Below are 26,405 nucleotides of genomic sequence, written 5' to 3' on the forward strand. Positions count from 1 at the left end.
GCCCCCATCGGGGTTGTCGGTCGGCCAGGTTCGGCTTCGGCAGCGGTGAGGCTGTCGCCGATGGGCCCGCCCGCGCCGCCCGCGCCACCCGCCGGGAGCCTCTGCTGAGTGCCGGGACCGTCGAGATCGGCGAAGATGCGCATCAGCTCCACATCACCCAAGGTCTCCTGCTCGACGAGGGCGTCAGCCAGCCGGTCCAGGGTGGCCCGATGCAACGTGAGGATCTCCCGAGCCTCGTCATGGGCCTCGTCGAGCAGGCGCCGCACCTCAGCGTCGATCGTCGCTGCGATCGCATCGCTGTAGTTCACCTCGTTCCCGTGCTCGCGCGCCAGGAACGGCTCGGCGTTCCTCGTCCCGAGCTGCTGTGGACCGAGCACCTCACTCATCCCGTACTGGGTGACCATCGCCCGGGCGATCTGGGTCGCTCGCTCGATGTCGTTCATCGCTCCGGTGGTGGGGTCGCCGAAGATGAGCTCCTCGGCGGTGCGGCCTCCCATCAACATCGCCAGCTCGTCCCGCAGCTCCGAGCGGGACCGGATGTTCTTGTCCTCGACCGGTAGGGCCTGAGTCCATCCCAGGGCCCGGCCGCGGGCGATGATCGACACCTTGTGGATCGGATCCGCATTGGGCAGCACGTGCCCGACCAGCGCGTGGCCACCCTCGTGATAGGCGATCACCCGCTTCTCCCGCTCCGACATCACCCGGGTCTTGCGCTCCGGGCCAGCCATCACCCGATCGATGGCTTCCTCGAGCTCGGTCATGGTGATGCAGCTCTGCCCCCGGCGGGCCGAGAGGATCGCCGCCTCGTTGACCGTGTTCGCCAGGTCGGCGCCGGTGAACCCGGGGGTTCGCCTGGCGATGATGTCGAGGTTCACGTCCTCTGCCATGGGCTTGCCCCGGGTATGCACCCTGAGGATGGCGCGCCGACCCTCCAGATCGGGGCGATCGACCATGATCTGCCGGTCGAACCGGCCGGGGCGCAGCAACGCCGGATCGAGGATGTCCGGCCGATTCGTGGCCGCGATCAGGATGACGCCAGTGGTGGCGTCGAAACCGTCCATCTCGACCAGCAGCTGGTTCAAGGTCTGCTCGCGCTCATCGTGCCCTCCGCCGTAGCCCGCACCCCGGTGGCGACCGACCGCGTCGATCTCGTCGACGAAGATGATGGCCGGCGCCGCGCTCTTGGCCTGGTTGAACAGGTCCCGCACCCGGCTGGCGCCGACCCCGACGAACATCTCCACGAAGTCGGAACCGGAGATGGAGAAGAACGGCACCCCGGCTTCCCCGGCGACGGCCCGAGCGAGGAGCGTCTTGCCCGTTCCTGGAGGCCCGTACAGCAGCACCCCCTTCGGGATGGTGGCCCCTATGGCGTGGAACTTGGCAGGGTCCTCGAGGAAGTCACGGATCTCCCGGAGCTCCTCGACGGCTTCGTCGGCCCCGGCCACGTCGGCGAAGGTGACCCGGGGCGCGTCTTTCGACGGCCGGCGGGTACGAGCTCGACCGAAGTTGGGCCGTCCACCCTGCATGCCCAGCAGGAGGTAGCCGAACACCCCGATGAGCAGCAGCACCGGCAGCAGTTGCAGGGCCACATCGGCCCACAGCGATCGGGACTGGGCGTCGGCGTCGGTCTCGATGCCCGCCTCGATCAGACGCTGGGTCAGCTCGTCCGCGTATTCGGCCGGGTAGACGACCTTGTACTCGGTGCCGTCGGTGAGCTTCCCGGTGACCACGTTGTCGCGATCCTTGATCGTCGCCGTGGCCACCTGCTGTTCGGCCAACTTGGCCTCGAACGCACCCAGATCAAGCCGTTCCGGGCCTGAGCCGCCACGAAGGACGACGACCAGTGCGATGGCCACCACGGCGCCGAGCGCGATCGCCAGCACCACGACGGGGCGGGACAGATGCTTTCTCACGACCCGGCAAGGCTACCGGCGGCTGGCCGGCCGGCGCCTCCGCCCGCTTCCCCGCCGTTCAGGTGATGCCACCGTGGTACGCGACCACGTCCGGCAGGTTCCGGTAGCGCTCGGCCACGTCGAGGCCGTAGCCCACGACGAACTGATCCGGGATCCGGAACCCGACGTAGCGCAGGTCGGGCTCGACCTTCTGCCGGCCCTCCTTCAGCAGCAGTGCGCAGACCTCGAGGCTCGCCGGATGGCGCGCCTGGAGGTTCTTGATGAGGTAGTTGAGGGTCAGACCGCTGTCGACGATGTCCTCGACCAGCACCACGTGTCGATCGGAGAGGTCGAGGTCCAGGTCCTTCACGATGCGGACCACCCCACTGGTCTTGGTGGCGCTGCCGTAGGAGGAGACGGCCATGAAATCGAACTCCACCGGTAGATCGATCCGACGGGACAGATCGGCCATGAACATGAAGGCGCCCTTCAGCACCCCGACCAGCAGCGGTGAGCGGCCCTCGTAGTCGGCGGTGATCTCCTTGCCGAGCTCGGCGATACGCGCCTGCAGGACCGCTTCGGGCACGATGACCTCGCCGAGGTGCGGATCCAGGCTGGTCTCACGGTCCGGATAGCTCGGCTCCATGGCGAGCGGAACCCTACCGCTCGACGCCCGTGCTCGCCCGGTGGAGTCGGAGGCGCTGACCGCTGCGGTCGACGCGCCAGCCGCCGCCCACCTCGGTACCCGTCGCCTCACCGCTGGCCACCATGAGTACACGCTCCACGGTCGCCAGCGACGGGGGATGCCAGTCGGGTGAGCAACCCCGGAGCCAGTTGCGCACCGCGACCGCGCCGAGCACCGGGGGCGCGGCGTCCAGCGCCCCGGCGTCGGTGGGGTCCACGGCGGCCGCCAGCTCATCGAGCAACTCGGCCGCGGCCCGCACCACGTCCGCCTGCCGGCTGATGATCGGCACCACGTCCCGACCCGCGATGTCCGCGAGCAGCGGCAGCAACTCGTTGCGCACCCGGTTGCGCCGCAGCGACGGGTCACGGTTGCTCGGATCCTCCACGACTTCGAGCCCCAGCTCGTCGCACAGCGCACGGGTCTCCCACCGCCGCAGGTCCAGCAGGGGCCGCCTCCCGTCGCGGCGCATGCCCGCCAGACCGTCGAGCCCGGCACCGCGCAGCAGGTTCAACAGCACGGTCTCGGCCTGGTCATCGGCCGTGTGTCCCAGCAAGGCGCCGGGTGGGAGCACGGCGTGGCGGGCTGCTCGGGCGCGGGCCTCGAGGTTCGGCCCGGGCTCGACGGTCACCCGCTCGGCGCGGAAGGACGCGCCGAGCCGCCGGGCCGCCGCCTCGACCACCCGGGCCTCGTCCTCGGAGCCTTCCCGCAGCCCGTGGTCGACGTGGACCGCCGTGGCCACGCAGCCCGCCTCCACCGCGAGAACGAGCAGGCACAGCGAGTCCGCGCCGCCCGAGACCGCGCACACGACGGGCGTGCCGGGGGGCGGGAACGTACACCTGGCGAGCAGCTCGGTGGCGAGTCCGCCCTCCATCTCCCCACGCTCAAGCGACGCGGGCCGGTGCCACCCGAGCGATCCAGGTCGCAGGCTCGCGGATCTCGGCGATGCTCGGCAGATTCTCCGGCCGCTCCCACGCCAGCTCGAGGAGGGACGGCCCACCCGCCCGCTCAACCTCCTCGATGAACCGCTCCCCCTGCTCGTACTGGGCCAACTTCGCCTCGAGGCCCACGAGTTGCTGCAGGAGCCTGGCCAGGCCCTGGGCCGACTGGCGGCGCTTGCGCAGCACGCTGGAGAACCGGCCGGCGCTCGGCACGAGATCGGCACCGGCCCGGTCCATCGTGACGTCGCCGTGGCCCTCGAGCAGGCTCATGAGCCCACTCAACTGGTCGAGCACCGCCCGCTGCTCCGGGGAGGCCACCAGCGCCACGACCCCGCCGTCCGACAACGGGTTCTCACCTCGACGGACAGCCCCCACGGCCCGGTCGATCGCCGCCAGGAAGCGCTTGGGGTCCGGATCCACCGACTCGAGCATCTGCTCCACGAGCCCGAGGAAATGCTCACGCATCCAGGGGATGCCCGTGAACTGCGCCCGGTGGGTCACCTCATGCAGTGCGATCCACAAGCGGAACTCCCGGGGGGGGAAGGCGTACATCTTCTCCAGCGCCAGCACGTTCGGCCCGACGTAGTAGACGATGTCCTGGTCGTGGGGTGCCTCCTCCTCGATGATGAGCAGGTCGTACTGGCCGAGCACCCGGTTCGACATCCAGCCGAGCATCACCCCGACTTCGGCTCCCGCGACGGTTCGGGTGATAGGTGCGAAGGGGCTCGCCGCCATCCGCTCGCCGAAACGCTGGATGAGGGGGCGCAGGAGTCGCTGGAAGGAGGCGATGTTGGCGCGAACCCATCCGGCGCGGTCGGTGACCCGCCCCCGGGCATCACCGCTCAAAGAGCGCAATCCGGTCGCCTGCTCGACCAGGTCCTCCGCTCGAGCGGTGAACTCCGTGAAGTCCGGCTCCAACGACGCGTAGTGGTAGCTCTCGGCGAACGGCTCCCGGCCGGCTGCACGCACGGCCACCCGTTCGGCCAGCGCCCAGTCGACCGTGCCACTCACCAGGTCAATCCCGCGGGTAGCGCGGCATCTCGACCTTCTTCAGGTACATGATGCCGATGGCGAGCACGAGCCCGATCGCGCCCGCGGCGAGCGCAACGGCGATCCAGAAGTGCCACACGACGGCCAAGACGGGATCCATGCAGACGATCATACGGGCAACGCCCGCCGCGACCCATTCCGCCGGCCCGCCCTGACCCGGCGTGGCCGGTGATCATCGGGGTGGCTGATCGGGCGCAGTCGAGAGGGATCGCAGCGTCTCCTCGATGCGCTGGCGGAGCTCGGGGGGCACCTGTTCACGGCACTTCTGCTGGATCACCAGGCGCAGCTCGGCCTCGAAGTCGAACACCTCGAGGCAGGGGTTGCAGTCGTCCAGGTGGCGGGCGATGACCGACCGGCGCTCCTCGGTCAGCTCACCGTCGAGGAAGACGTAGAGCTCCCGGAGCGCTTCGTTGCAGTCCGTTCGGTGGTCGTCACCCATCGCTCGCCCGGTCACCTGTCCTCACCGGCTCCTGTTCCCCGACCGCTCCGTCACTGGCGTCCCGGGGTGCCAGCCCTCGCCCCGTCGCGTATTCGTACAACTTCTTCTGCAGCGCCCTTCTTCCCCGATGCAGCCTGCTCATCACCGTGCCGATCGGGATGTCGAGGATCTCGGCGATCTCCTTGTAGGAGAAGCCCTCCACATCGGCGAGGAGGACCGCCATGCGGAACTGCTCCGGCAGGGACTCGATGGCGTCCTTCACCTCCGCGTCGGTGAACCAGTCCATCAGCTCGTCCTCGGCGCTGCGCCCGACCTGGGCTGCTTCGAGACCGCCGAGGCGGCGGTAGAGGTAGAGATCTTCTGCCTCGTCGAGCTCCTGCTCGTCGGGCCGGCGCTTCCTGGCCCGGTACAGGTTGATGTAGGTGTTGGTGAGGATCCGGTACAACCAGGCCTTGAGGTTGGTCCCCTCCTGGAACCCGCCGAAACCTCGGTAGGCCTTGAGATAGGTCTCCTGCACCAGATCCTCGGCGTCGGCAGGGTTGCGGGTCATCCGCAGGGCGGCGGCATAGAGCGAGGGCATGTACGCCATCGCCTGCTCCGCGAAGCTCGCCTGATCGGCCATCGATGTCACCCTACCCGCCGCCGGGATGACGGAACCCCGGCACGGAGCCGGGGTTCCGGTGTGTGCACTATCGGGTTGGGACATCCCAGGTATCGGCAGATCCCGGGGGATCCTTGAGCAGGAAGTCGAGGCTCGATCGAAGCCGCCCCATCCCCACCGCCCACCCTCACGGGTCGCGGGCGGCACGATACGTTCGACCCGACATGGAGCCTCCCCGGGGACGCCACCCTCACCCTGTTCGTCCGCTGCGGCGGGGTGCTGGCCTGCTCCATGCTCAATCGATCGACGTGGTCGGCGCGCTGGGGTGGGTCGCCGTGGGCACCCTCCTGCTCGGCCTGCGCGACCCGTCCCTCTGGCGGTGGCGGGACGACGCCGTCATCACCCTGTCGCATGCCCGCGGGTGGGTGGAGCTCGGAGTCCCGTCGGTCTCGGCGGCGGGCGAGCGGGTCGAGGGGTACTCCGCACCCCTGCAGTTCTTCGTCGCTGCGCTGTACTACCGGCTGGGTGGCTCGGGCTGGGACACCTTCCTCGACGTGCAGGTGCTCGCCGGATTCGCCCTCTGCGGCTACTTCGTGTCCCGGCTGCTGCACCATGCCGTGCCCGGCGCTCCGACCCGGGCGCGCCTCGTCGCCGGAACCGCGGTTGCTGTCGTGGGGCTGAGCACCTGGGTGGCGCTCGGGTGGTTCGGATCGGGGATGGAGAACAGCATCACGGTGCCGTTGCTGTTCGGCGTGATGGCCACCATGCTCGGGGTGCTCCGTGAGCGCCCCCATCGCGGCTACGCGGCAGGGATCCTCTTCGGTCTCGCGGGCATCGCCCGCACCGAGCTCGCCGTGTTCCTGCTGCCTGCGCTGGCTGCAACCACGTACCTGCTGTGGCGCGACCGGCCCGCCGTGGCGGCCCGGGTCGCCGGGATCGCGATCGCGATCTGGGCGCTCGTCCACGGTTGGAGGTCGGCCACGTTCGGCACGCTCCTGCCGAACTCGGCGATCGTGCAGGGCAAGACCTCGGTGTCGCTGACCGGTCTCCTGGCGCTCGGTGCCGTGGCGGCGCTGCTCGCGGGCGTCGGCTGGCGATGGCGCCGGGCATCCGGCTGGCTGGTGGTGACATCGCTCGCGGGCGTGGCCTTCCTCACCATCGCCCTGGTCGCCGCCGCGGACCCCGACGGCCTGCTCCTCGACGATGTGCCCACACGGCTGGTCATCGCCCTGGCCGGTCTGCTGATGATCGCGGCGGCCGGATGGGCACTGCGCGCAGGGGACCTGCTCAGCTGGGCCGTGATCCTCCTGGTGGGAATGGCACCCATGGCCCAGGAGCTCATGCTGGGTCCCGCCCGCCTCGATCCTCCCCGGATCGGAGGCCAGAGCCTGATCCTGCTGGCCTCCGGTGTGGGGGTCGTGGCCCTGTGGCTCCTCACACCTCCGAACGCGTCGAGACTCCGCACCGAGTGGGAAGCGGGAGCTCGGCGGGCAGCCGGGGCGGCGACGGTGCTGGCCTGCGGCGGACTGGTGGCGGTCGGGGTGATGGCCTGGCGGTCCGGAGACGCCGAGCTGTGCTGTGCCGTGGACAACCACCGGGCGGTGCTCGATCTCGCTGCCGAGCATGCGCACGACACCGGGCTTCCGAGGACGATCGTCGCCGCACCCGACATCGGCAAGCTCTCGTTCGAGAAGGCGGCTGTCCTCGTCGACCTCGGCTTCCTCGGGGACCCGGTGGCCGCGGAGATCCGCCGCACCCGCCCGGATCTCCTCGACGACTACCTCCTGCAGGTCCAGGTGCCCGATGTGGTGGAGGTGCACGGGATCTGGTCCTGCTACATCCAGGACGACTGGGTCACCTCCCCGCCGTTCGCCACGCGGTACCGGCTGGCCAGCCTCGCTGACGACCCGCCCGACCCAACGACCGACCCGCTCTGCGGTGACCGGGCACGAGGCCGCTCCTACGTGCGATCGCCCTCCGATCCCGGGTATCGCCAGGAGATCGACCTCACCGTCGCGCTCGCGCGACGGGTCGAGGAAGCCCCCTCGCTGGTCGCGCGGGCCACGGAGCGATGCACCGCCGGAGCCGCCCACCCGCTCGACTGCCAATGGATACGCCGTAGCATCCAGCGAGCCATGCCCGAGCTCCGGGCGGCCGGAGCCGACGACGCCACCGTCGAGGCCCTTCTCGCCACCTCGCCCACGCCAGAGCTGGACCGGCTCTTCCTGCGAACACCCCCCGGCTGGTCGAGAGGTGCAGCCTCGGAGATCATCGAGGCGCTCGACCGTGGCTGATCGACGAGCCCGCCGCGGAGCCCGGGCAGGGAAATCGAACCCGCAACCTTCCTGACCGTGGCCGGCTGAGCCGGCCGGGCGGCCGGCGCACCGGTAACGTCGCCGCCCGTGACCCGTGACCGATCCGGCCCGCGCTCATCACGAAGGAGAACACCGAGGACCTTCCGGGCTGACCGGCCTGAACGATGGGACCCGCCGCTACCCGGCCGTTTCACCCCCGGGTGACGGTCCGATCGTCGCGACGCGTCACGGCGGTCGCTGCGGCAACGGCGTTCGCCGGTGTGCTCACGATGCTGAGCACCCTTCCACCATTCGCCCATCGCGTTCGCCGTCTCGCCGGGGTGCTGGACCCGATCGAGCTGCGCGTGGGCGCGAACGTCACCGCATTCGTCGTGGGCTTCGCACTGCTGTACCTCGCCGGCAACCTCGCGCGACGCAAGCGGTCCGCCTGGTTGCTCGCCACGACGCTGTTCGGCGTACACACGCTCGTGGTGACGGCACGGTTCGCGGCCGCGGGCGCGCTGCCCAGACCGAGCGTCGCCGAGCTGATCGTCGCCGCCGCGGTGCTGGGGCTGCTCGTCGGCTCGCGGTCGTGGTTCACGGCGGCGTCCGATCCGCCGACCCTGTTCCGCGCGCTCCGTTTCGCCGTGCTCTACACGACAGCCGTGGTCGCGTACGGCGTGTTGACGCTCTCACTCGCGCGCAACCACCTGGAGCAGGAGCCGAGCGTCCTCGACAACCTGGTCACCGTGCTCGAAGGCCTGATCGGCGTGGAGGGGGAATACACGTACCAGCCCGGGATCTTCGGGGTCGTGTTCCCGATGTCGCTCGTCGCGCTCGGTTCGATCGGCGTGGTGACCACCCTGGTGCTGATCTTCCGACCGATCGTGGCGGCGCCGCGGACCGATGCCGACTGGGCTGCCGCGAAGCGCCTCGTCCACCGGTATGGCACGGACACGCTGGCCTACTTCGCGCTCCGTCACGACAAGAGCTACTTCTTCTCGTCCGACGGTGAGGCGATGATCGCCTACGCGTACCTCGGGCGCTACGCGCTGGCCTCCGGAGACCCGATCGGTGCAGCGTCCTCGATCGATCTGGTCATCGACGAGTTCCTCGACATGTGCGTCCAGCACGGTTGGGGCGTCGCGTTCCTGGCGGTCCGGCAGGACCAGGTCGCACGCTACGAGCGTCGCGGCCTGCGATCGCTCTACCTCGGCGACGAGGCCGTCATCGACTGCACGAAGTTCACGCTCGAGGGCAAGCGCAACAAGAGCGTGCGACAATCGGTCGGCCGGGTCGCCCGCACCTACGACTTCGAGCTCGTCGCCGAGTCGGAGGTCGATGCGGCGACCGTCGCGGCCTGCAACGCCGTCAGCGAGCGATGGCGGGGCAAGGCGCCCGAGCGTGGGTTCACGATGGCGCTCGGCCAGGCCGTCGAGGGCAAAGAGCAGGAGTACCTTCTCGCGATCGCGCGCGACCGTGCCGACGCCAGCATCGGGGGCTTCCTGCGGGTGGTGCCGGTGTACGGCGAGCCGGAGCCCGGCGGGACGGTGCCGATCGTGGGGCGCACCCTGGACCTGATGCGCCGCGATCCGGACACACCGAACGGGATGACCGAGTTCCTCGTGGCCAACACCGCGTTCGCCCTCCGCGACCGCGGGGAGCGAATCCTGTCGATGAACTTCGCCTTCATGGGGCGCCTGTTCGAGTCCGACGTGCGATTCACCCTTCGCCAGCGCGTGGCGCGTGTCCTGGTGTCCACGCTGAACCCCTTCTTCCAGGTCAAGTCGTTGCGTGACTTCAACCGACGCTTCCGGCCCGACTGGGTGCCGCGGGTGATCATCTACGAGGACCAGCGCTCGCTGCCCCAGGTCGCAGTGCTGTTCGGGGCCGCCGAAGGCTTCGTACGCCTGCCGCTGGTGGGCCGCTACCTCGTGCCGCGTCGCATCGAACCTGGCCACGCCGGCGGAGCCGATGGGTGATCAGCGCCGGTGACGATCCCGGCGCGGCCTGGTCAGAGCCTTCCGAGCCCGGGAAGGGAATCGAACCCTTGACCTGCTCATTATGAGTGGTACGGGCCTGAACGCTGTGCTCACCTGCGCAAACGCCAGGTCGGCGGCGAGCGTTGTGCCTGGGTGGTATCCGCTGTCGTCGACCGTCAGGTCGTCGGCGGCGGCCCGGGCACGGGCTTGGTGTAGTCGGTGGGGTCGGCGACCCCTACCAGTTCCACTACAGCTACATCTGCTGGGAGCCGGACTGTCCTGGCCACCGGCAATCGATCATCGACTGGGAGATCGCTCAGGCATGGCGACGGTGGCGACACGCGTACTCTGATCCGCTGGAGGCGATCCGCAGGAAGTGGATCGGTGAACTCTGCGCGCCTGACCGCGATACGCAGTTCTTCGTGGGGAACATGCACCAGCACCCGAACTCGTTCCTGGTGCTTGGGGTGTTCTGGCCGAAGAAGCCCTAGACCCTCACCACCCCGACCGACGGGTCGAGGGCCACGGCGCGCTCGACGATGCACTGCCGGTGACACTGCCGCTCGTCGTGCTCGAAGCAGAGCAGGGCCACTCTGTGGGCACGTGCCAGTTCCATCACGCGATCGAACGCCGGACCCGAACCGTTGTCGAGCCTGGCAAAGTACCGCTGACGACGACGAGGAAGGTCGCCCGTGACAAATGGTTCGCGGTTGTCCTTGGGATTGCCGAGGTCCCGCTCGTGCACGTAGCCGATTCCTCGTTCGCCGAGCGCCTCACGGAGTGCCGTCTTCGATAGGCCCCTCTTCCGACTGATCGGGTTCAGCCGAACATCGACGAGTACCTCAACGAGGTTCGCCTCAAGGATGTCGAGGAGTTCCTCCGCCGACCGCCCCTCGTAGCCGATGCTCACGATCCGGTGCGTCTTGTCAGTCGACATCGCTCACCTCGGTCACGGGTGGTGATGATGTTCGGCTATGGCGACCTGCGCCAATCGTCGCGCGCCCCGCCAAGGCCCCCAAAGTGTGGCCGGACAGCGATCCCGGAGCAGGGATCTGGAGCGTGGAACCGAGGTGTGCGCGCGATGAACGCGCGATGGCTCTGCACGAGGAAGGCCCAGTCGATCGGCACTCTGGCCGTGACCTGGGCCTTCACGCGAGCCCGGGAAGGGAATCGAACCCTTGACCTGCTCATTACGAGTGAGCCGCTCTGCCGACTGAGCTACCCGGGCGAACAGGCTGCGTACCGTAGCAGTCAGTCCAGCGGCTCATGACACCTCTTCCCACCGCCCTGGCTCCCCACGGCACCGCCGTCTACGCTCTCCCCGGCGTCGATTTGACGGCTGGGGAGCCGGGGGCGACGGCGCCGACGTTTGGGGGGAGGACCGAGTGACCCTCGATCACGGGCACCACGAGGATCTGGTGACCGGCACGGGCACCGGAACCGCCCGCGGTCCCGGAGTGCTCCCCTTCCCGATGCCAGGGCCGGACGAGACCCTGCTGCGGGAAGCACCCATCGCCATCTACTCGGTCGACCTCCGAGGCCGCATCATGTCGTGGAACCCCGCTGCGGAGGAGATGTTCGGCTGGACGGCCGGGGAGATCATCGGCCGCCAGGTGCCGTTCCTGCCTCCCGAGGAGCGTGAGCGGGCCGCAGACGCGCTGCTCCGGCTGCGTCAGGGCGAGTCGGTGCCACCAGTCGAATACCGGCCGGTGCGAAAGGATGGGACCCGGATCGATGCCCTCAGCTCGGCATCGGTGCTCACCGGTCACGACGGCACCCCGCTCGCGATCGTCGCGTACGCCATCGACATCACCGCTCAACGTCGAGCCATCGAGACGGTCGCCCAGGCGGAGTACAAATGGCGTGTCCTCCTCGAGAGCACCAACGACACGGTGACACTGGTCGACCGCGCCGGTCGGGTGAAGCAGACCACCGGTGAGTTCACCGACGTGCTCGGCTACCCGGCCGAGTGGTGGAGCGGGCGATCGGGCTTCGAGCTCATCCACCCCGATGACCGCACCACGGCGCGGGAACTGTTCGCCTGGGCGCTGAACCATCCCGGCGAGCCGATCACCGAGGTCTTCCGGACCCGTCACCGCGACGGCCGATGGGAGCTCATCGAGTACACGGCGGTGAACAAGCTCGACGACCCCGCGGTCGACGCGGTGGTGATCACCACCCACAACGTCACCGAAGTGAGACGGGCCGAAGCACTCGTGTCCGACGAGGCAAGGGTGCTCGAGCTGATCGCCCGCAATGCCTCCCTGCGCGACATCCTCGACGAGGTTGTCCGCATGATCGAGTTCCACACCGGCGGCCGGGCGGGGGTGTTCATCCTCGATCGCGCCGCTCCGGCCGATGCCCAGGCGTGCGCGTCGTCCGAGTTGTTGCACACCCTGGAGGCTGCCGCGGCAGGGGGCGTCGCCAGCACCTGCGAGGAGGCGATCCGCCGCCGCGAGACCGTGATCGTCCCCGACATCCGAACCCATCCGCTCACCGCTGCCGATCCCGGCCCGTTCCTCGGTGCAGGCATCCGATCGGCGTGGTCCCGGCCGATCCTGGACACGGACGACTCCGAGGTGCTGGGCACCATCGCCGTGTACAACCCCGACCCGCGCGAGCCCACGCCACGGGAGCTCGACGTGGTCGGCGTGGCCTCGCACCTCACGGCCATCGCGCTCGAGCGCGACCGGGTCCAGCGCCGCCTCGAACATCAGGCCCGCCACGACCAGCTGACCGGGCTGCCGAACCGGTGGGCCATCGTCGAGCGGGTCGAGGCGGCGCTCGAGCGCGCTGACGACCGGGGAGCGGTGGCTGTGGTGCTCATCGACCTCGATCGATTCAAGCTGATCAACGACAGCCTGGGCCACGAAGCGGGTGACACGGTGCTGGTGGCGTTCGGGGAACGCCTCCGATCCCTCGTGGGAAGAGACGATCTGGTCGGACACTTCGGCGGCGACGAGTTCGTCGTGGTGATGGAGGGGGTCGAGGACATTGAGGTCGTCCACCGGCTCGCCAGCAGACTCGACCTGGCCCTCTCCGAGCCGTTCACGATCGCGCTGCGGGTCAGCGACACCGGGGAGCTCGCTGCGGTTCCGGTCGCCACCACGACCAGCATGGACGTCGGGGGACCGATCGAGCACCAGATCTTCCTCTCCACCAGCATCGGGGTCGCCCTGGGACATGACCGGTCGATGAGCGGCCATCAGCTCCTGCAACAGGCCGACACCGCGATGTTCCGGGCCAAGGACCGCGGACGGGACCGGCTCGAGGTGTTCGATGACGGCATGCGGCGGCGTGCCACCGAGCACCTGCGGATGGACCGTGAGCTGCGCCTCGCGGTGGAGCGGGCACAACTCCGGGTCCACTACCAACCCAAGATCGACCTGGCGACCGGACGGATCGTCGGCGCCGAAGCCCTCCTCCGATGGGATCATCCCGAACGGGGCCTGGTCACGCCTTCGGAGTTCATCGGCCTGGCCGAAGAGACCGGGCTGATCGTCCGCATCGGCGCCTGGGTCCTCGACGAGGCCGTGCGGGCGGCCAGCACGTGGCGCGAGCGGGCCGGCACCGAGTCGTTCCGGATCTCGGTGAACCTCTCCCCTCGCCAGCTCATGGCTCCGGGTTTGGTGAGCATGGTCGCCCGGACGCTGGCCCGCCACCGCTGGCCCGCCGGCCAGCTCGTCCTGGAGCTCACCGAGAGCCTCCTCATCGACGACGCCGATGCCGCTCTCGGCGTTCTCCAGCAGCTCGAGGCGCTCGGGGTGCAACTGGCCATCGACGACTTCGGCACCGGCTACTCCTCCCTCGGGTACCTGCATCGCTTCCCCTTCGACGTGGTGAAAGTCGACCGGGAGTTCGTCGGACCTCTCGACGCGAACGGTGAAGGCTCGGCGGTGGCCGCCGCGGTCATGCACATGGCCAGGGCGCTGGGTCTGCGGACCGTCGCCGAGGGTGTGGAGTCGGACGAGCAGCTCGCCGGGCTACGCGCCCTCGGCTGCGGGGCAGCCCAGGGCTTCTACTTCAGCGAGCCGGTGCCGGCTCCCGGACTGACCCGCCTGCTCGAGAACGACCCGAGCTGGTGATCCGCCTGAGCCGGGGCGCGACGCGACGGGCGCGCCGCCGGCATCACGTCGAGCTGCGGTCGCCGAGCTTCACGAACAGCGCTTGGAGCTGCAGGCGCTCGTTCGGGTTGCGTACGAGCGCCTGCGCCACCTGCTGCACGGCGTCGAGCGCGGCCACGGCAGGCTGCGGGCGAGCCGAGGCCACGAGCTGGTCGCGGTAGCGGCGGGCCAGGGTGAGCAATCCGAAGCGCAGCTCGTCCACCCGGTGGCGGCGTTCCTCACGCTTGTGGCGCTCGGCGAGCTCCCGGCGGCCCGAACCGCGCTCGCCCGAGCGCGAGACCCGCTCCTCCAGCTCCTCCAGCTCGGCGGCATGCCGGGCCCGCAGCGGCTCGAGCGAGTCGTCGATCATGGCCAGCAGCTCGTCGACCAGCCGGGTGGCGGTCGCGCCCGTGCCGTCCAGGCGATCGGGCACCTCGTGCCAGGCCTGCCGGCGCAGCGCGAGCCGATCATCGGCGGCCAGTACACGCGCCCGGCGAAGATCCCCGCCGGACAACGCGGCGGCCTCCTCGGCACGGGCCTCGTCGACGCCCTCACCGACCAGCCGGGCCACGATCTCCCCGGCGGGCACGGGGCCGAGGTCGACCCGCACGCATCGCGACGCGACGGTGACCAGGTCCGCCGTGATCTCCTCGGCGAGCACCACGAAGAAGGTCCCCTCGGGTGGCTCCTCGATGGTCTTCAGCAACTTGGGACCGACCGCTGGGGTCACCAGGTGGAACTCATCGAGAACGAGCACCTTGCGATCACCCTCCACCGGCGTCCGGCTGGCACGGTCGATGATGCGGTCCGCCTGCTCCGCACTGATCGACGCCCCGACTCGTTCGACCACCACCAGGTCAGGATGCTCCTCGGCCAGCGCCAGTCGCCGGTGCCGCTCGGGGTCCGGGCGGCCCTCAGCGAGCAGTTCCGCTGCGAACGCCCTGGCCAACGCCCGCTTGCCGCTGCCGCGCGGCCCCACCAGCAGGTAGGCGTGCACGGGAGACGCGACCGCGGCCTGCAGCTGGGCCAGGGCCCGGGGCTGACCGACGATGTCGCCCCAGACGTCGACGACCGTGCCGGACGAGACCGTGGGGCTCACACCGGGAGTTGTAGCCGGTCACGGACCGCGCCGCGCACCCTGGCCGCGATCGCGTCCACCGAGCAGGTGCCGTCGAGCACCACCCAGCGCTCGGGATCGGCTGCGGCCATGGCCCGGAACCCTCCGAGAACCCGGGCATGGAACCCCCCGTCCTCGCGCTCGAAGCGGTCGAGCTCCCGAGCCAGCCTGGCCACGGCCACGTCGTGGGGGACGTCGAGCAGGATGGTGAGATCAGGCCACAACCCACCGGTCGCCCATTCGCAGAGGGATCGCACCTCCTCAATCGGCAGCCCCCGGCCGTAGCCCTGGTAGGCGATCGAGGACGCCGCGAAACGGTCGGTGACCACGTGCCGGCCGGCGGCGAGCGAAGGCCTCACCACTTCGGCCACGTGCTGAGCCCGATCGGCGGCCATGAGCAGCGCTTCCGCCCGGGCATCGAGCGCTCGGGTGGCCGGATCGAGCAAGACGCCACGGATCCGGATGCCGATGTCGGTGCCACCGGGCTCCCGGGTGAGCACCGCGCCCAACGCCTTCGCCAGTAGCTCCGCCTGGGTCGACTTGCCCGACCCCTCACCGCCTTCGAACGCGATGAACCGGGCGGTCACGGCGCCGACAGGTCGTGGCGTGACGGATGGCTGGCCTCGCGCGCGGCACGCAGCCGCTGCCCGGAACGCAGCGAGTGCAGCGCCAGGAATCCCGCGGCGGTGATGATGCCAGCGGCCAGCCACAACGCCAGGCGCACTCCCGGCAGCGCGACGGTGACCGACCCGATCTCCACCGCGCCTCCGACCAGCAGGTCCGAGAGCCGCCCGAACGCCGCGGCGAGCAACGGCCCCGCGATCATGGCGACAAGCACGCACAGGCGGACGAGCGTGTTGAGCGAGCTGAAGACCCGGCCTCGCAGCTCGTCGGTGACCTCTTCCTGCAACAGGACGAATCCGATCACGTAGACCGGGCCGACGAACACCCCCATGAGGAACACCGACACCACGGCCACCGTGAGGCTCGACGTCGACGTGCCGGCGAACAGAGCCGCGCCGGTGAAGAAGAGCGCAGTGGTGAAGACCTTCGCCTTCGGGAGCCGCTTCTGGAGGGCTGACACGATGATGGCGCCCGCCGCGACCCCGAATCCCAGAGCGGTCGTGAACAACCCGTAACCGGCAGCGCCAGCTCCCAGCACCTCGGTGGAGAACACCGCGCCGAGCGGTATGAGCATGCCCCCACCGATGAGACCGGTCGCCAAGCCGACGTTCACCGCCCGCACCGTGTGGTTCAGGAAGATGTAGTGCCAGCCCTCCTTCAGCTCGTGGAACGTCTTGGCGAAGTCGACACGACCGGGCCCGCCCGAGGCGCTTCGTCCTGCGCGAACGGGCAACGCCAGCGAGCGGATCATCAGCGCCGAGAACAGGAACGTCGCCACGTCGACGTACAACGCGAGTGACATCTGGTCGAGGCGCAGCACACTCAGAGCGTCGATGGACGACAGCCGCTCGGAGACCCCGGCCAGCAGCGCGAAGAGCAGCGCGGCGAACGGGAAGGTGCCATAGGCCGCTCCGAGAGACAAGGAGTTCGCGGTGGTGAGCTGCTCCTGCGGTACCAGGTTCGGAACGGTCGCGTCCTTGGCCGGGGACCACAGCAGGGTGAAGACCTCGAGCACGAGAGAAGCCACGACCAGACCACCGAGGCTGTTCACGAACGACAACGTGGCGATCACGCAGGCCCGCCCGACGTCGCACACGACCATGACCCGCTTCCGGTCCCAGCGATCGACCAGGACTCCCGCGAGCGGCCCGAAGAAGAACCCGGGGATGATGCGCGCCGCCATCACCAGTGAGATGGCTCCCGCACCGCCCCCGTCACCGATGCGGGCGGCCAGCAGGATGATGGCCGAGAACCCGAGCCAGTCCCCCATCGACGAGACGACCTGCACCAGCCAGAGCCGGAAGAACTCGTGCGTGCCGAAGAGCCGGACGTGCCACCCGGGGCGGTCGCTCGCCGAGCCGGGGTACATCGTGTCGGTCGGGTCGCCCCTGCCTTCGGCCGCGAGCAGCGCGTCGGCGATCACCGACGCGTCACCTGCCGCCCCGATCGTGGTCCGGGCGCGATCGGGTGAGGGCGCCGCAGTCGCACCGAGATCGGTGGACACGGCGTCGGCGTGAGAGGGGTCAGGTCGCAGGACCGCCACGGCCCACCACGTTAGAACGCACGGCCGGAACGACCCCGGGACCGACCGGTCAGGCGGTAGCGGTCGTCTCGCCCCCAGGTGCCGATCCCGCGGTTGCCCGGTCCTCGGGGGTCGCCCCGCCCGTCGCCGCTGCCTTCTTCGTGCGAGCGGGCACTGCCCTGGTCTTCTCGGCCGTCGCGGCCTTCTTCGCAGCCTTCTTGGCGGACTTCTTCGCGGCCTTCTTAGCGGGCTTCTTCGCCGCTGCCTTCTTGGCGGCTGCCTTCTTCGCCGCCGGCTTCCCGGTAGCGGCCTTCTTCCGAGCCGCCTTCTTCGCGGGTCCGCGGTCGCGCCGGTCCTGGAGCAACTCGGCCGCCCGCTCGTCGGTGATCGTCTCGGGGTCGTCGCCGCGCCGCAGCGACGCGTTGGTCTCCCCGTCGGTCACGTACGGTCCGAAGCGGCCTTCCTTCACCACCATCGGCCTACCGCTCACCGGATCGGGACCGAGCTCGCGCAGCGGAGGTCGGCTGACCTGGCCGCGCCGCCGCTTGGGCTCCGCGTAGATCCGCAGAGCCTCCTCCAGGGTGATCGTGAAGAGCTGCTCCTCGGATTCGAGGCTGCGGCTGTCGCCGCCCTTCTTCAGGTACGGGCCGTACCGGCCGTTCTGCGCGGTGATCTCGGTGCCGTCGCTCGGGTCCACGCCGACCACCCGCGGAAGGCTCAGCAGCCGTAGCGCGTCGTCCAGGGTGATCGTCTCGAGCGACATGGTCTTGAACAGCGAGGCGGTCCTGGGCTTCTGCTTCGACCCCTCGACGACCTCGCCGAGCTGCACGTAAGGGCCGTAGCGACCGGCCCGGGCGATGACCGGAAGACCCGTCTCGGGATCCTCGCCCAGCACCCGATCACCGCTCGGTGCCTCGAGCAGCTCGATCGCCTTGTCGAGGGTGAGCTCGTCGGGTGGGAGATCCTCGGGGATGTTCGCCCGGTCGTCCCCCCGGCTGAGGAACACCCCGTATCGCCCGACCCGCACTTCGACGAGCTGGCCGTTCTCGTCCACGCCGAGCGGGATGGCATTGACGACCCTCGGGTCGATCTCGCCGAGCCGGTCCGAGACCGCTTCCTTCAGCCCCCCGTGCCGTTCGCCGTTGGTGGGCGGACCGAAGTAGAAGTCGGCGAGCCATGGGACCATCTCGCTCTCGCCCTTGGCGATGGCGTCGAGATCGTCCTCCATGCGGGCCGTGAACGCATAGTCGACCAGGTCGGGGAAGTGGCGCTCCAGCAGGCTCACCACGGCGAATGCGGTGAACGACGGGATGAGGGCCGCGCCTCGCTTCCACACGTAGCCGCGATCCTGGATGGTGTTGAGGATGGACGCGTAGGTGGAGGGACGGCCGACGCCGAGCTCCTCGAGCTTCTTGACCAGGGAGGCCTCCGTGTAGCGCGGCGGTGGCTGGGTCTCGTGACCCTTCGGATCGACCTGGTGGGCATCGAGCTGATCGCCTTCGGCCAGCGCGGGCAGGTGGCGCTCCTCCCCACCCTCTGGGGCCTCGCCCTCGTCGAGGGTCTCCACATACGCGAGGAGGAAGCCCTGATGGGTGATGACCGTGCCGCTCGCCGCCAGCTCCACGTCATGACCACTCGGGGTGAGGGTACCGAGCCGCACACTGACCGTCTCGCCAGCGGCGTCGGTCATCTGCGAGGCGATGGTGCGCTTCCAGATGAGCTCGTACACCCGGGCCTCGGTGGCGTTGACCTCCCGGGCCACGTCTTCCGGGGCGCGGAACGAGTCGCCGGCCGGTCTGATCGCCTCGTGCGCCTCCTGCGCGTTCTTCACCTTCCTGGTGTACCTGCGCGGCTCGCCAGGCAGGAACTGGTCACCGAAGCGGCGGCGGATCTCCTGGCGGGCCGCGGCCAGCGCGGTCTCCGACAGGGTCGTGCTGTCGGTGCGCATGTAGGTGATGTAGCCGTTCTCGTAGAGCGATTGCGCGGCCCGCATCGCCTGCTGGGCCGACAACCGCAGCTTGCGTGCCGCCTCCTGCTGGAACGTCGAGGTGATGAACGGGGGGGCCGGGCGCCGGTGGTACGGCTTGCGCTCCACCGAGCGCACCTCGAACGCCCTCCCCGCCAACTCGGCAGCGAGATCGCGGGCGGCGGGCTCGTCGAGCAGAGCCAGATCGTGCTTCGTGAGCTGCCCCCGGCTGTCGAAGTCCTTCCCGGTGGCCAGGCGACGGCCGTCGAGCCCCACGAGGGTGGCCGTGAAGGCTTCGGGTGGCGCGCTGCGGGTACCGAGCTCGACCTCGAGGTCCCAGTAGGACGCCGGGACGAACGCCATCCGCTCCCGCTCCCGCTCGACCACCAGCCGGACCGCCACGCTCTGCACCCGCCCTGCCGAGCGGGCGTTGCTCACCTTCTGCCACATCACCCGAGAGAGCTCGAACCCGTAGAGCCGGTCGAGGATGCGCCGGGTCTCCTGCGCATCCACCAGGCGCCGATCGAGCTCGCGGGGGTGCTCGATCGCCTCTTCGATCGCCTGGGGGGTGATCTCGTGGAACACCATCCGCTTCACCGGCACCGACGGCGGCGGGTTCAGCACCTCGAGCAGGTGCCAGGCGATGGCTTCCCCCTCACGGTCTTCGTCGGTGGCGAGGTACAGCTCGTCGGCCTCCCTGAGGAGCTTCCGCAGCCGCTTGACCACGTCCTTCTTGCCCGGCGAGACCACGTACACCGGCTTGAAGTCGTTGTCGACATCGACACCGAGGCTCGCCCACGGCTCACCCTTGAACTCTTCGGGCAGGGTCTTGGCCACCGCGAGGTCGCGGATGTGCCCGACCGAGGAATCCACCACGAACCCGTCGCCGAGGAACCGCTCGATCGTCTTCGCCTTGGCCGGCGATTCGACTATGACCAGACGTGTCATCGCCGGGAAGGTTGAAGTGCGGATCGACGCCTTGTCAATCCACCCCCGATCGAGCGGGCCCCCTCCTCCCGCTACGCGGGGGGAGAAAAAAGCTCCGCGGCTGCCGTCTCCGACAGGGCAGGCACGACTCCGCACTCCTCCCGAGTCGTCACAGGTGAACTCTTTTCACTTTTGGTCGGAGGTCCGAGGTGCGGACCGGGAACTGGTTCGGGAAGGATGGCCCGGTCCGCCGGACCACGAGGTCCTTCCGACACGAGGAGACGAGATGGACTTCGAGCTGAGCCCAACTGCCAGGGACCTGCGCGAGCGGCTGCTCGCCTTCATGGACGAGAAGGTCTACCCGGCGGAGGCCGTCTACCGCGACCAGATGGCCGCAGCCGGCGACCCCCACCACCACCCGGCGATCCTCGAGGAGCTGAAAGCCGAGGCTCGCGCCCGGGGGCTGTGGAACCTCTTCCTGCCGCACAAGACCGACTGGACCGATGGCCTGTCCAACACCGACTACGCACCGCTCGCCGAGATCACGGGGCGCAGCCCACTCGCACCCGAGGCGCTCAACTGCTCCGCGCCGGACACCGGCAACATGGAGATCCTCACCATGTTCGGCACACCGGAACAGAAGGAGCGTTGGCTCCAACCCCTCCTCGAGGGCGAGATCCGCTCCTGCTTCGCCATGACCGAGCCTGAGGTCGCCTCCAGCGATGCCACCAACATCCGGTGCGAGATCCGCCGCGAAGGCGACGAGTACGTCATCAACGGGCACAAATGGTGGATCTCCGGCGCTGCCAGCCACCGCTGCAAGGTCGCCATCGTCATGGGCAAGACCGACCCGGAAGCCCCGATCCATCGCCAGCAGAGCATGGTGCTCGTACCACTCGACACGCCCGGGGTCACGATCGTGCGCAACCTGCCCGTCTTCGGTTACGAGGACCGCGAGGGGCACTGTGAGATCCTCTTCGAGGACGTGCGGGTCCCCGTTTCGAACCTGCTCGGCGACGAGGGCGGTGGGTTCGCGATCGCGCAGGCCCGCTTGGGTCCCGGCCGCATCCACCACTGCATGCGGGCCCTCGGCGCGGCCGAGCGGGCCCTCGAGCTGATGTGCCGCCGGGTGCGCGACCGGGTGGCCTTCGGGAAGGCACTCGCCGAGCAGGGCGTGATCCAGCAGTGGATCGCGGACAGCCGCATCGAGATCGACCAGGCCCGGCTGTTGACCTTGTATGCCGCATGGTTGATGGACACGGTCGGCAACCGGGGAGCACGTACCGAGATCTCGGCCATCAAGGTCGTCGCTCCGAACGTGGCGCTGCGAGTGGTGGACCGGGCCATCCAGGCGCACGGTGGAGCGGGGGTCTCGAACGACGTGCCGCTGGCGGCCATGTACGCGGGCCTGCGCACGCTACGCCTCGCTGACGGCCCCGACGAGGTCCACCGCATGGTCATCGCCCGCCGCGAGCTCCGCAAGTACGAAGCGGGTGGCACGCCAGCGCCAGCGACGACCTCCGGTGATCTCGGCGTCGCTCGGTGACCGACCCTCCTGGCCGGGGTCGTCGCCGCGCCTCAGGGTAGGGAAGCGTCGAGTGAAGGCTCCGTGCGGAACAGCTCGGCCTCGGCGGCCTCCTCCATCGCGCGCTCTGCGGGTGTCGCCCGCCGTGCCGCGGTCGACAGCACGAGCAGGCTGATCGCGGCCGCGGAGAGCGACGCCGCGAAGATGCCGACCTTGGCATCCTCCTGCAGCACGAGATCGTCGAACGCCAGGCCCGACACGAAGATGGCCACCGTGAAACCGATGCCTGCCGCGATCGCCGCGCCGAGCAGGTGCAGGTTCGTCACCCCGCGGGGGCGGGTGGCCACCTTCAGCTTGATCGCCGCCAGCGCAGCGCCACTGACGCCCACCGTCTTGCCGACCAGCAAGCCGAGGAACACACCGAGGGTGATCCGAGAAGAGACGGCGTCACCCAGCGCGGTTCCGTTCAGCGGGATGGCGGCGTTGGCCAGGGCGAAGATGGGGATGACCACGTAGCTGGTCCACGGCAACAGCAGGTTCGTGAGCCGCAGATCGACCGGCACCGCTTCCTTGATGAGAAATGCCGCATCGCGCACATTCGCGGCCGACAACTCCTCCCTGCCCTCGAGCCGGTCGGCCACCGCCTCCGGGTCGATCTCGGGATGCAGCGGCGACGTGGGGGTGAGGAACCCCGCGATCACCCCGGCGATCGTGGCGTGCACCCCGGAACGGAACATGAAGTACCAGGCCAGCACGCCGAGCACCACGTAGGCGGGGTAGAACCAGACCCGGGCCCGCCGGATCAGGTACATGGCCGCCAGTGAACCGAGGGCTGCGGCGAGCCACGCGAACGAGATGCCAGAGGCGTAGAAGGTGGCGATCACCGCGATCCCACCCAGGTCGTCGGCCACGGCCAGGGTCAACAGGAACAGCTTGAGCTGGACCGGCACCCTCGATCCGAGGAGGCTGACCACCCCGACCGCGAAGGCGATGTCAGTGGCCATGGGGATCGCCCAGCCCTTCGACCCCACACCACCCACGTTCACCGCGCTGTAGATGATGGCCGGCGCCATCATCCCGCCGAGGGCCGCGATGATCGGCAGCGCCGCCGCCTTCGGCTCGCGCAACTCGCCGGTCACCATCTCCCGCTTGATCTCCAGGCCGACGACGAAGAAGAACAGCGCCATCAGGCCGTCGTTGACCCACTCGTGCAGCGTGAGCTCGAGATGGAACCCCCCCAGCGACACGCCGGCCTCCGTCGACCAGAAGGACTCGTAGCCGTGAGAGGTCGCGTTGAACCAGATGAGCGCGACGATCGTGCCGAGCAGCAGCAGGACGCCGCTCGCCGCCTCGATGCGCAGGAACCGGGCCACGGGTTGCGCGACCCGCCTGGCCAGCAGGCGGTCACTCCCGAGCCAGGTCAGACCCCAGCGATGATGTTCAGTCGTCGATTGATCCATAGGTGCGTGCTCAGGCGCCGGGTTGATGCCCCCAGCGCGGCTTGTAGACGACGAGCCGCACCGCAGTGCCGCCCTCCGATGACCGTATCTCGGTCTCGTCCGCCAGCTCGCTCATGAGCGGGAGGCCGAGGCCGCGCTCCCATTCGAGCCGCTCCGGGTGCTCGGCATCGGGGGCCTGCTCCACCGCGTCGGGGTCGAAGCCGGGGCCACGGTCGAGCACCTCCACCTCGATGCGATCATCGGCGAGATTGCAGCGGATGCGGATCTGCTCGTCCCGGGAGAGATCGGCATGAGCTTCGATCGCGTTCGTGGTCGCTTCCGACACGGCCAGTCGCAGATCATCGATGCGCTCGTCACGGAAGGTGGGCTCCACGGACGCCGCGGCAGCCACCACCTGCCTGGCGAGGGCCAGGTACGCGGCTCGCGCGGGGATCACCAGCTCGACCTCAGCCACTGCCGGCACCGGCCATCGCATCGTCGACCGTGTCGAAGATCGGCAGGATCTCCAGGACCCGGGTGACCTCGAACACCTTGCGAACTTTGGGCGTCAGGCCGACCACTGTCAGCTCGCCGCTGTGGCTTCGAACCCGCTTGAGGATCCCGATGATCACCCCCAGCCCCGTGGAGTCCAGGAAGTCGACGCCACCCAGATCGATCACCAACCGGTGGTTCCCCTCGGCCACGACGCGGATGGCCTCCTGGCGAAGTCGAGGCGCGGTGGCGACGTCGAGCTCGCCCGTGACCGCGATCACGACCCAGCCCTCCCGGTGGGAGACCCCGACTTCGAACAGCACGACGTGTCCTTCCAGCCTTTGTCCTCGGACGAGAACCGCTCCGAGGGTATACGAGCACGGTGGGTGCCCGATCCTGCACCCCTGTAATTACGGCGGTGCCACTCGTATCATCCCTGAGGTGGCCTCCGCTCTGGCGGCCGACACCCGGCCGCACGCCGCCTCCTCAACCGCCCTGGAAGCCTTCCTCGCGGCCATCGGTTCCGACCCGCGCCTGGTGCACGTCGAGCGGCAGCCGGCCCGCCCGGCTCGCCTGGGCTCGCTCCCCGATCCGCTGCCTCGGGAGATCTGGGAGCGACTCGGCGTGGATGCCCTCTGGAGTCATCAGGCACAGGCGATCGCCCTGATCCGCGCGGGCAGATCGGTGGCCATCGCCACAGGAACCGCCTCGGGGAAGTCCCTGTGCTTCCAGGCGCCCATCGCCGAGGCAGTCAGCGATCGCAGCAGGCCGGGAACCGCCCTGCTGCTGTACCCCACCAAGGCGCTGGCGCAGGACCAACTCCGGGCCCTCACCCGGCTCGCCGTCCCACCGATGGTGGCAGGAGCCTACGACGGCGACGCCACGCCGGAGACCCGCTCCTGGGTCCGCGCCCACGCCAACGTCGTGCTCACGAACCCCGAGATGCTCCACGTCGGTGTCCTCCCGCACCACGCGCGGTGGGCGACGTTCCTGATGCGGCTCCGCTACGTCGTGGTCGACGAGTTGCACACCCTGCGGGGCATCTTCGGCACGCACGTCGCCCACCTGCTCCGCCGGCTCCGCCGGCTGTGCGCCCACTACGGCTCCGATCCGACCTTCGTGTTCACGTCGGCCACGATCGGCACTCCCGAGCGACTGGCGGCCGAGCTGTGCGGCAAGCAGGTCACCCCGGTGACCGACGACGGCTCGCCCCGCGGCGAGCGGATCTTCGTGCTGTGGAACCCTGCCGGCGGCATCACAAGACCGGGATCGGGGGACGGGCACGGTCCCCCGGCATCCGCCAACCGGGAGACCGCCCGGATCACCGCGCAGCTCGTGTCATCAGGGGTGCGCACCATCGCCTTCTGCCGGAGTCGCAAGGCCACCGAGATCGTGGCCGCCGATATCCGGCGCCACCTGCCGGCAGATCTCGCCAACACCGTGCGGCCGTACCGCGGTGGCTACCTGGCCGCAGAGCGCCGAGAGATCGAGGCCCTCCTGTCCCAGGGCGAGCTACGCGGCGTGGTGGCCACCAGCGCGCTGGAACTGGGCATCGACATCGGTGGCCTCGATGCCTGCGTACTCGACGGGTTCCCTGGCACGATCGCCTCGATGTGGCAGCAGGCCGGCCGGGCCGGACGGGGTCCGTCGACGGCCATGACCGTGCTGGTGGCAGGCGAGGATCAGCTCGACCAGTGGATCATGTCGCACCCCGAAGAGGTCTTCACCCGACCGCCGGAGCCCGCGGTCATCAACCGCTCGAACCCCTATGTCTTCCTCCCCCATCTCGCCTGCTCGGCCTACGAGCTCCCGCTCCGCCCCACGGACGAACGGTGGTGGCCCGACCAGCTCGACGACGGCATTCGGCAGCTGGTCCTCAACGACCGGTTGAAGCTCCGCCCCCGACGAGGCCCGGGACCGGCAGAGCCGGCGGCGTACTGGGCTGGCACCGGGTGGCCCGCCCACGGGGTGGGGCTACGCAATGGTGGAACCGGCGAGCTGTGCATCGCGCACTCGGATGGCACGGTAGTGGGCACGGTGGAGACGGCACGCGCCGTGCACCTCGTGCACCCCGGCGCCATCTACCTCCACCAGGGAGCGGCCTTCCGGGTCCACAGCCTCGACCTCGAGGAGCAGGTCGCGATCGTGGAACCCGCAGAGGGCGGCGAGTACACCCAGCCGCGCACCGAGACCGAGCTGGCTGTGCTGACCGCCGACGACGACCGATGGGTCGGGCGCAGCGGCCTGGGATTGGGGACGGTGCGCGTCCGCTCGAGGGTCGTGGGCTACAAGCGCTTCGACGCCTTCACCGGGGAGCTGCTGGGTCACGAGGATCTCGACCTTCCACCGACGCAACTTGTCACCCGGGCCTTCTGGTACGTGATCGGCCTCGATGTGCTCGACGATGCGGCGATCACGCCCGCCCGGATGCCAGGGACGTTGCACGCCGTGGAGCATGCGGCGATCGGCATCATGCCCTTGTTCGCCATCTGCGACCGCTGGGACGTCGGAGGCGTCTCCACCCCGCTGCTCCCCGAAACCGGAGCGCCGACCATCGTGATCTACGACGGTTACCCCGGCGGTGCTGGCATCGCCGAGCTCGGGTTCCGGGCGGCCGACCGACACCTTGCGGCAACGCTCGAGAGCGTCGAGTCCTGCCTCTGCCCCGACGGCTGCCCCTCGTGCGTGCAGTCCCCGAAGTGCGGCAACGGCAACGAGCCGCTCGACAAGGCGGGGGCGGTCGCTCTACTGCGAGCCGTACTGGAGTGAGCGGTAGGGAAGAGCCAGTTCGCCCCCTGGCATCACGAGA

Annotated in this window: 20 protein-coding genes and 1 tRNA gene; 5 read left to right on the forward strand and 16 right to left on the reverse strand. The window is 69.5% G+C overall.

The features are described 5' to 3' along the window. The 7 genes from ftsH to V7004_RS02555 all read right to left on the reverse strand — a co-directional run. On the reverse strand, positions 1-1,901 hold a 1,901-nt coding region (gene ftsH / locus V7004_RS02525; RefSeq protein WP_442967992.1), incomplete at its 3' end, for an ATP-dependent zinc metalloprotease FtsH. A gap of 70 nt (positions 1,902-1,971) precedes the next feature. Continuing rightward, complete coding sequence (hpt, locus tag V7004_RS02530; RefSeq protein WP_334141843.1) at positions 1,972-2,538, reverse strand: hypoxanthine phosphoribosyltransferase; 567 nt, start codon at positions 2,536-2,538, stop codon at positions 1,972-1,974. A 13-nt stretch (positions 2,539-2,551) separates the two neighbouring features. After that, positions 2,552-3,448 carry a tRNA lysidine(34) synthetase TilS gene (gene tilS, locus V7004_RS02535; protein WP_334141845.1) on the reverse strand — a complete coding sequence of 299 codons (897 nt, stop codon included), beginning with the start codon at positions 3,446-3,448 and terminating at the stop codon, positions 2,552-2,554. Positions 3,449-3,458: 10 nt separating this feature from the next. Next, entirely contained in the window at positions 3,459-4,526 is a 1,068-nt protein-coding gene (locus V7004_RS02540) for a zinc-dependent metalloprotease (protein ID WP_334141849.1), read from the reverse strand. 4 nt (positions 4,527-4,530) lie between these two features. Next, positions 4,531-4,665 (reverse strand): hypothetical protein, encoded by a 135-nt coding sequence (locus V7004_RS02545; RefSeq protein WP_334141851.1) that lies wholly within the window; start codon positions 4,663-4,665, stop codon positions 4,531-4,533. Positions 4,666-4,737: 72 nt separating this feature from the next. Continuing rightward, the gene (rsrA, locus tag V7004_RS02550) at positions 4,738-5,004 is read right to left on the reverse strand and encodes a mycothiol system anti-sigma-R factor (RefSeq protein WP_334141853.1); all 267 of its coding nucleotides are present in this window, start codon (positions 5,002-5,004) and stop codon (positions 4,738-4,740) included. After that, a complete protein-coding gene (locus V7004_RS02555) occupies positions 4,997-5,626 on the reverse strand; it encodes a sigma-70 family RNA polymerase sigma factor (RefSeq protein WP_334141855.1) in 630 nt (209 codons plus the stop codon). The genes rsrA and V7004_RS02555 overlap by 8 nt, the downstream gene beginning before the upstream one ends. Before the next feature lie 314 nt (positions 5,627-5,940). Here V7004_RS02555 and V7004_RS02560 point away from each other — a divergent pair, with 314 nt between their 5' ends. Together V7004_RS02560 and V7004_RS02565 are read left to right on the forward strand one after the other, a co-directional pair. Next, positions 5,941-7,899: a hypothetical protein gene (locus V7004_RS02560; protein ID WP_334141857.1), complete on the forward strand. Its 1,959-nt coding sequence runs from the start codon at positions 5,941-5,943 to the stop codon at positions 7,897-7,899. Positions 7,900-8,084: 185 nt separating this feature from the next. Beyond that, positions 8,085-9,881, forward strand: a complete 1,797-nt coding sequence (locus V7004_RS02565; RefSeq protein WP_334141859.1) for a bifunctional lysylphosphatidylglycerol flippase/synthetase MprF — start codon at positions 8,085-8,087, stop codon at positions 9,879-9,881. A gap of 487 nt (positions 9,882-10,368) precedes the next feature. On the opposite strand, the gene V7004_RS02570 is transcribed toward V7004_RS02565, so the two are convergent. Together V7004_RS02570 and V7004_RS02575 are read right to left on the reverse strand one after the other, a co-directional pair. After that, positions 10,369-10,818, reverse strand: a complete 450-nt coding sequence (locus V7004_RS02570; protein ID WP_334141862.1) for a DUF488 domain-containing protein — start codon at positions 10,816-10,818, stop codon at positions 10,369-10,371. A gap of 218 nt (positions 10,819-11,036) precedes the next feature. Beyond that, positions 11,037-11,109 (reverse strand) — tRNA-Thr (locus tag V7004_RS02575). Positions 11,110-11,266: 157 nt separating this feature from the next. On the opposite strand from V7004_RS02575, the gene V7004_RS02580 reads away from it, so the two are divergent. Then, positions 11,267-13,966 carry a sensor domain-containing protein gene (locus tag V7004_RS02580; protein ID WP_334141864.1) on the forward strand — a complete coding sequence of 900 codons (2,700 nt, stop codon included), beginning with the start codon at positions 11,267-11,269 and terminating at the stop codon, positions 13,964-13,966. A 43-nt stretch (positions 13,967-14,009) separates the two neighbouring features. Here V7004_RS02580 and V7004_RS02585 read toward each other — a convergent pair whose 3' ends face one another. From V7004_RS02585 to topA, 4 genes are read right to left on the reverse strand one after another with little or no spacing between them, the layout of a single operon-like run. Then, complete coding sequence (locus V7004_RS02585; RefSeq protein ID WP_334141866.1) at positions 14,010-15,083, reverse strand: AAA family ATPase; 1,074 nt, start codon at positions 15,081-15,083, stop codon at positions 14,010-14,012. Continuing rightward, complete coding sequence (tmk, locus tag V7004_RS02590; RefSeq protein WP_334141868.1) at positions 15,080-15,688, reverse strand: dTMP kinase; 609 nt, start codon at positions 15,686-15,688, stop codon at positions 15,080-15,082. Before tmk ends, V7004_RS02585 begins: the two co-directional genes overlap by 4 nt. Further along, a complete protein-coding gene (locus V7004_RS02595) occupies positions 15,685-17,268 on the reverse strand; it encodes an MFS transporter (protein ID WP_334141870.1) in 1,584 nt (527 codons plus the stop codon). The genes tmk and V7004_RS02595 overlap by 4 nt, the downstream gene beginning before the upstream one ends. A gap of 49 nt (positions 17,269-17,317) precedes the next feature. Further along, entirely contained in the window at positions 17,318-20,161 is a 2,844-nt protein-coding gene (gene topA / locus V7004_RS02600) for a type I DNA topoisomerase (RefSeq protein WP_334141872.1), read from the reverse strand. Between the two features lie 265 nt (positions 20,162-20,426). Between topA and V7004_RS02605 the strand changes: the two genes are divergently transcribed. Next, positions 20,427-21,686, forward strand: a complete 1,260-nt coding sequence (locus V7004_RS02605; protein WP_334141874.1) for an acyl-CoA dehydrogenase family protein — start codon at positions 20,427-20,429, stop codon at positions 21,684-21,686. 32 nt (positions 21,687-21,718) lie between these two features. On the opposite strand, the gene nhaA is transcribed toward V7004_RS02605, so the two are convergent. The 3 genes from nhaA to V7004_RS02620 are packed head-to-tail and all read right to left on the reverse strand — an operon-like array spanning position 21,719 to position 23,919. Further along, positions 21,719-23,125, reverse strand: a complete 1,407-nt coding sequence (nhaA, locus tag V7004_RS02610; protein WP_334141875.1) for a Na+/H+ antiporter NhaA — start codon at positions 23,123-23,125, stop codon at positions 21,719-21,721. 10 nt (positions 23,126-23,135) lie between these two features. Continuing rightward, complete coding sequence (locus V7004_RS02615; protein WP_334141876.1) at positions 23,136-23,588, reverse strand: ATP-binding protein; 453 nt, start codon at positions 23,586-23,588, stop codon at positions 23,136-23,138. Beyond that, positions 23,572-23,919, reverse strand: a complete 348-nt coding sequence (locus V7004_RS02620; RefSeq protein ID WP_334141878.1) for an STAS domain-containing protein — start codon at positions 23,917-23,919, stop codon at positions 23,572-23,574. The genes V7004_RS02615 and V7004_RS02620 overlap by 17 nt, the downstream gene beginning before the upstream one ends. A gap of 118 nt (positions 23,920-24,037) precedes the next feature. Here V7004_RS02620 and V7004_RS02625 point away from each other — a divergent pair, with 118 nt between their 5' ends. After that, positions 24,038-26,365, forward strand: a complete 2,328-nt coding sequence (locus tag V7004_RS02625) for a DEAD/DEAH box helicase (protein ID WP_334141880.1) — start codon at positions 24,038-24,040, stop codon at positions 26,363-26,365. The last annotated feature ends 40 nt before the right edge of the window (positions 26,366-26,405 follow it).

It is taken from the genome of Rhabdothermincola sp. (assembly GCF_036846205.1).
In the GTDB taxonomy this organism is placed as follows: Bacteria; Actinomycetota; Acidimicrobiia; order Acidimicrobiales; family Acidimicrobilacustridaceae; genus Rhabdothermincola.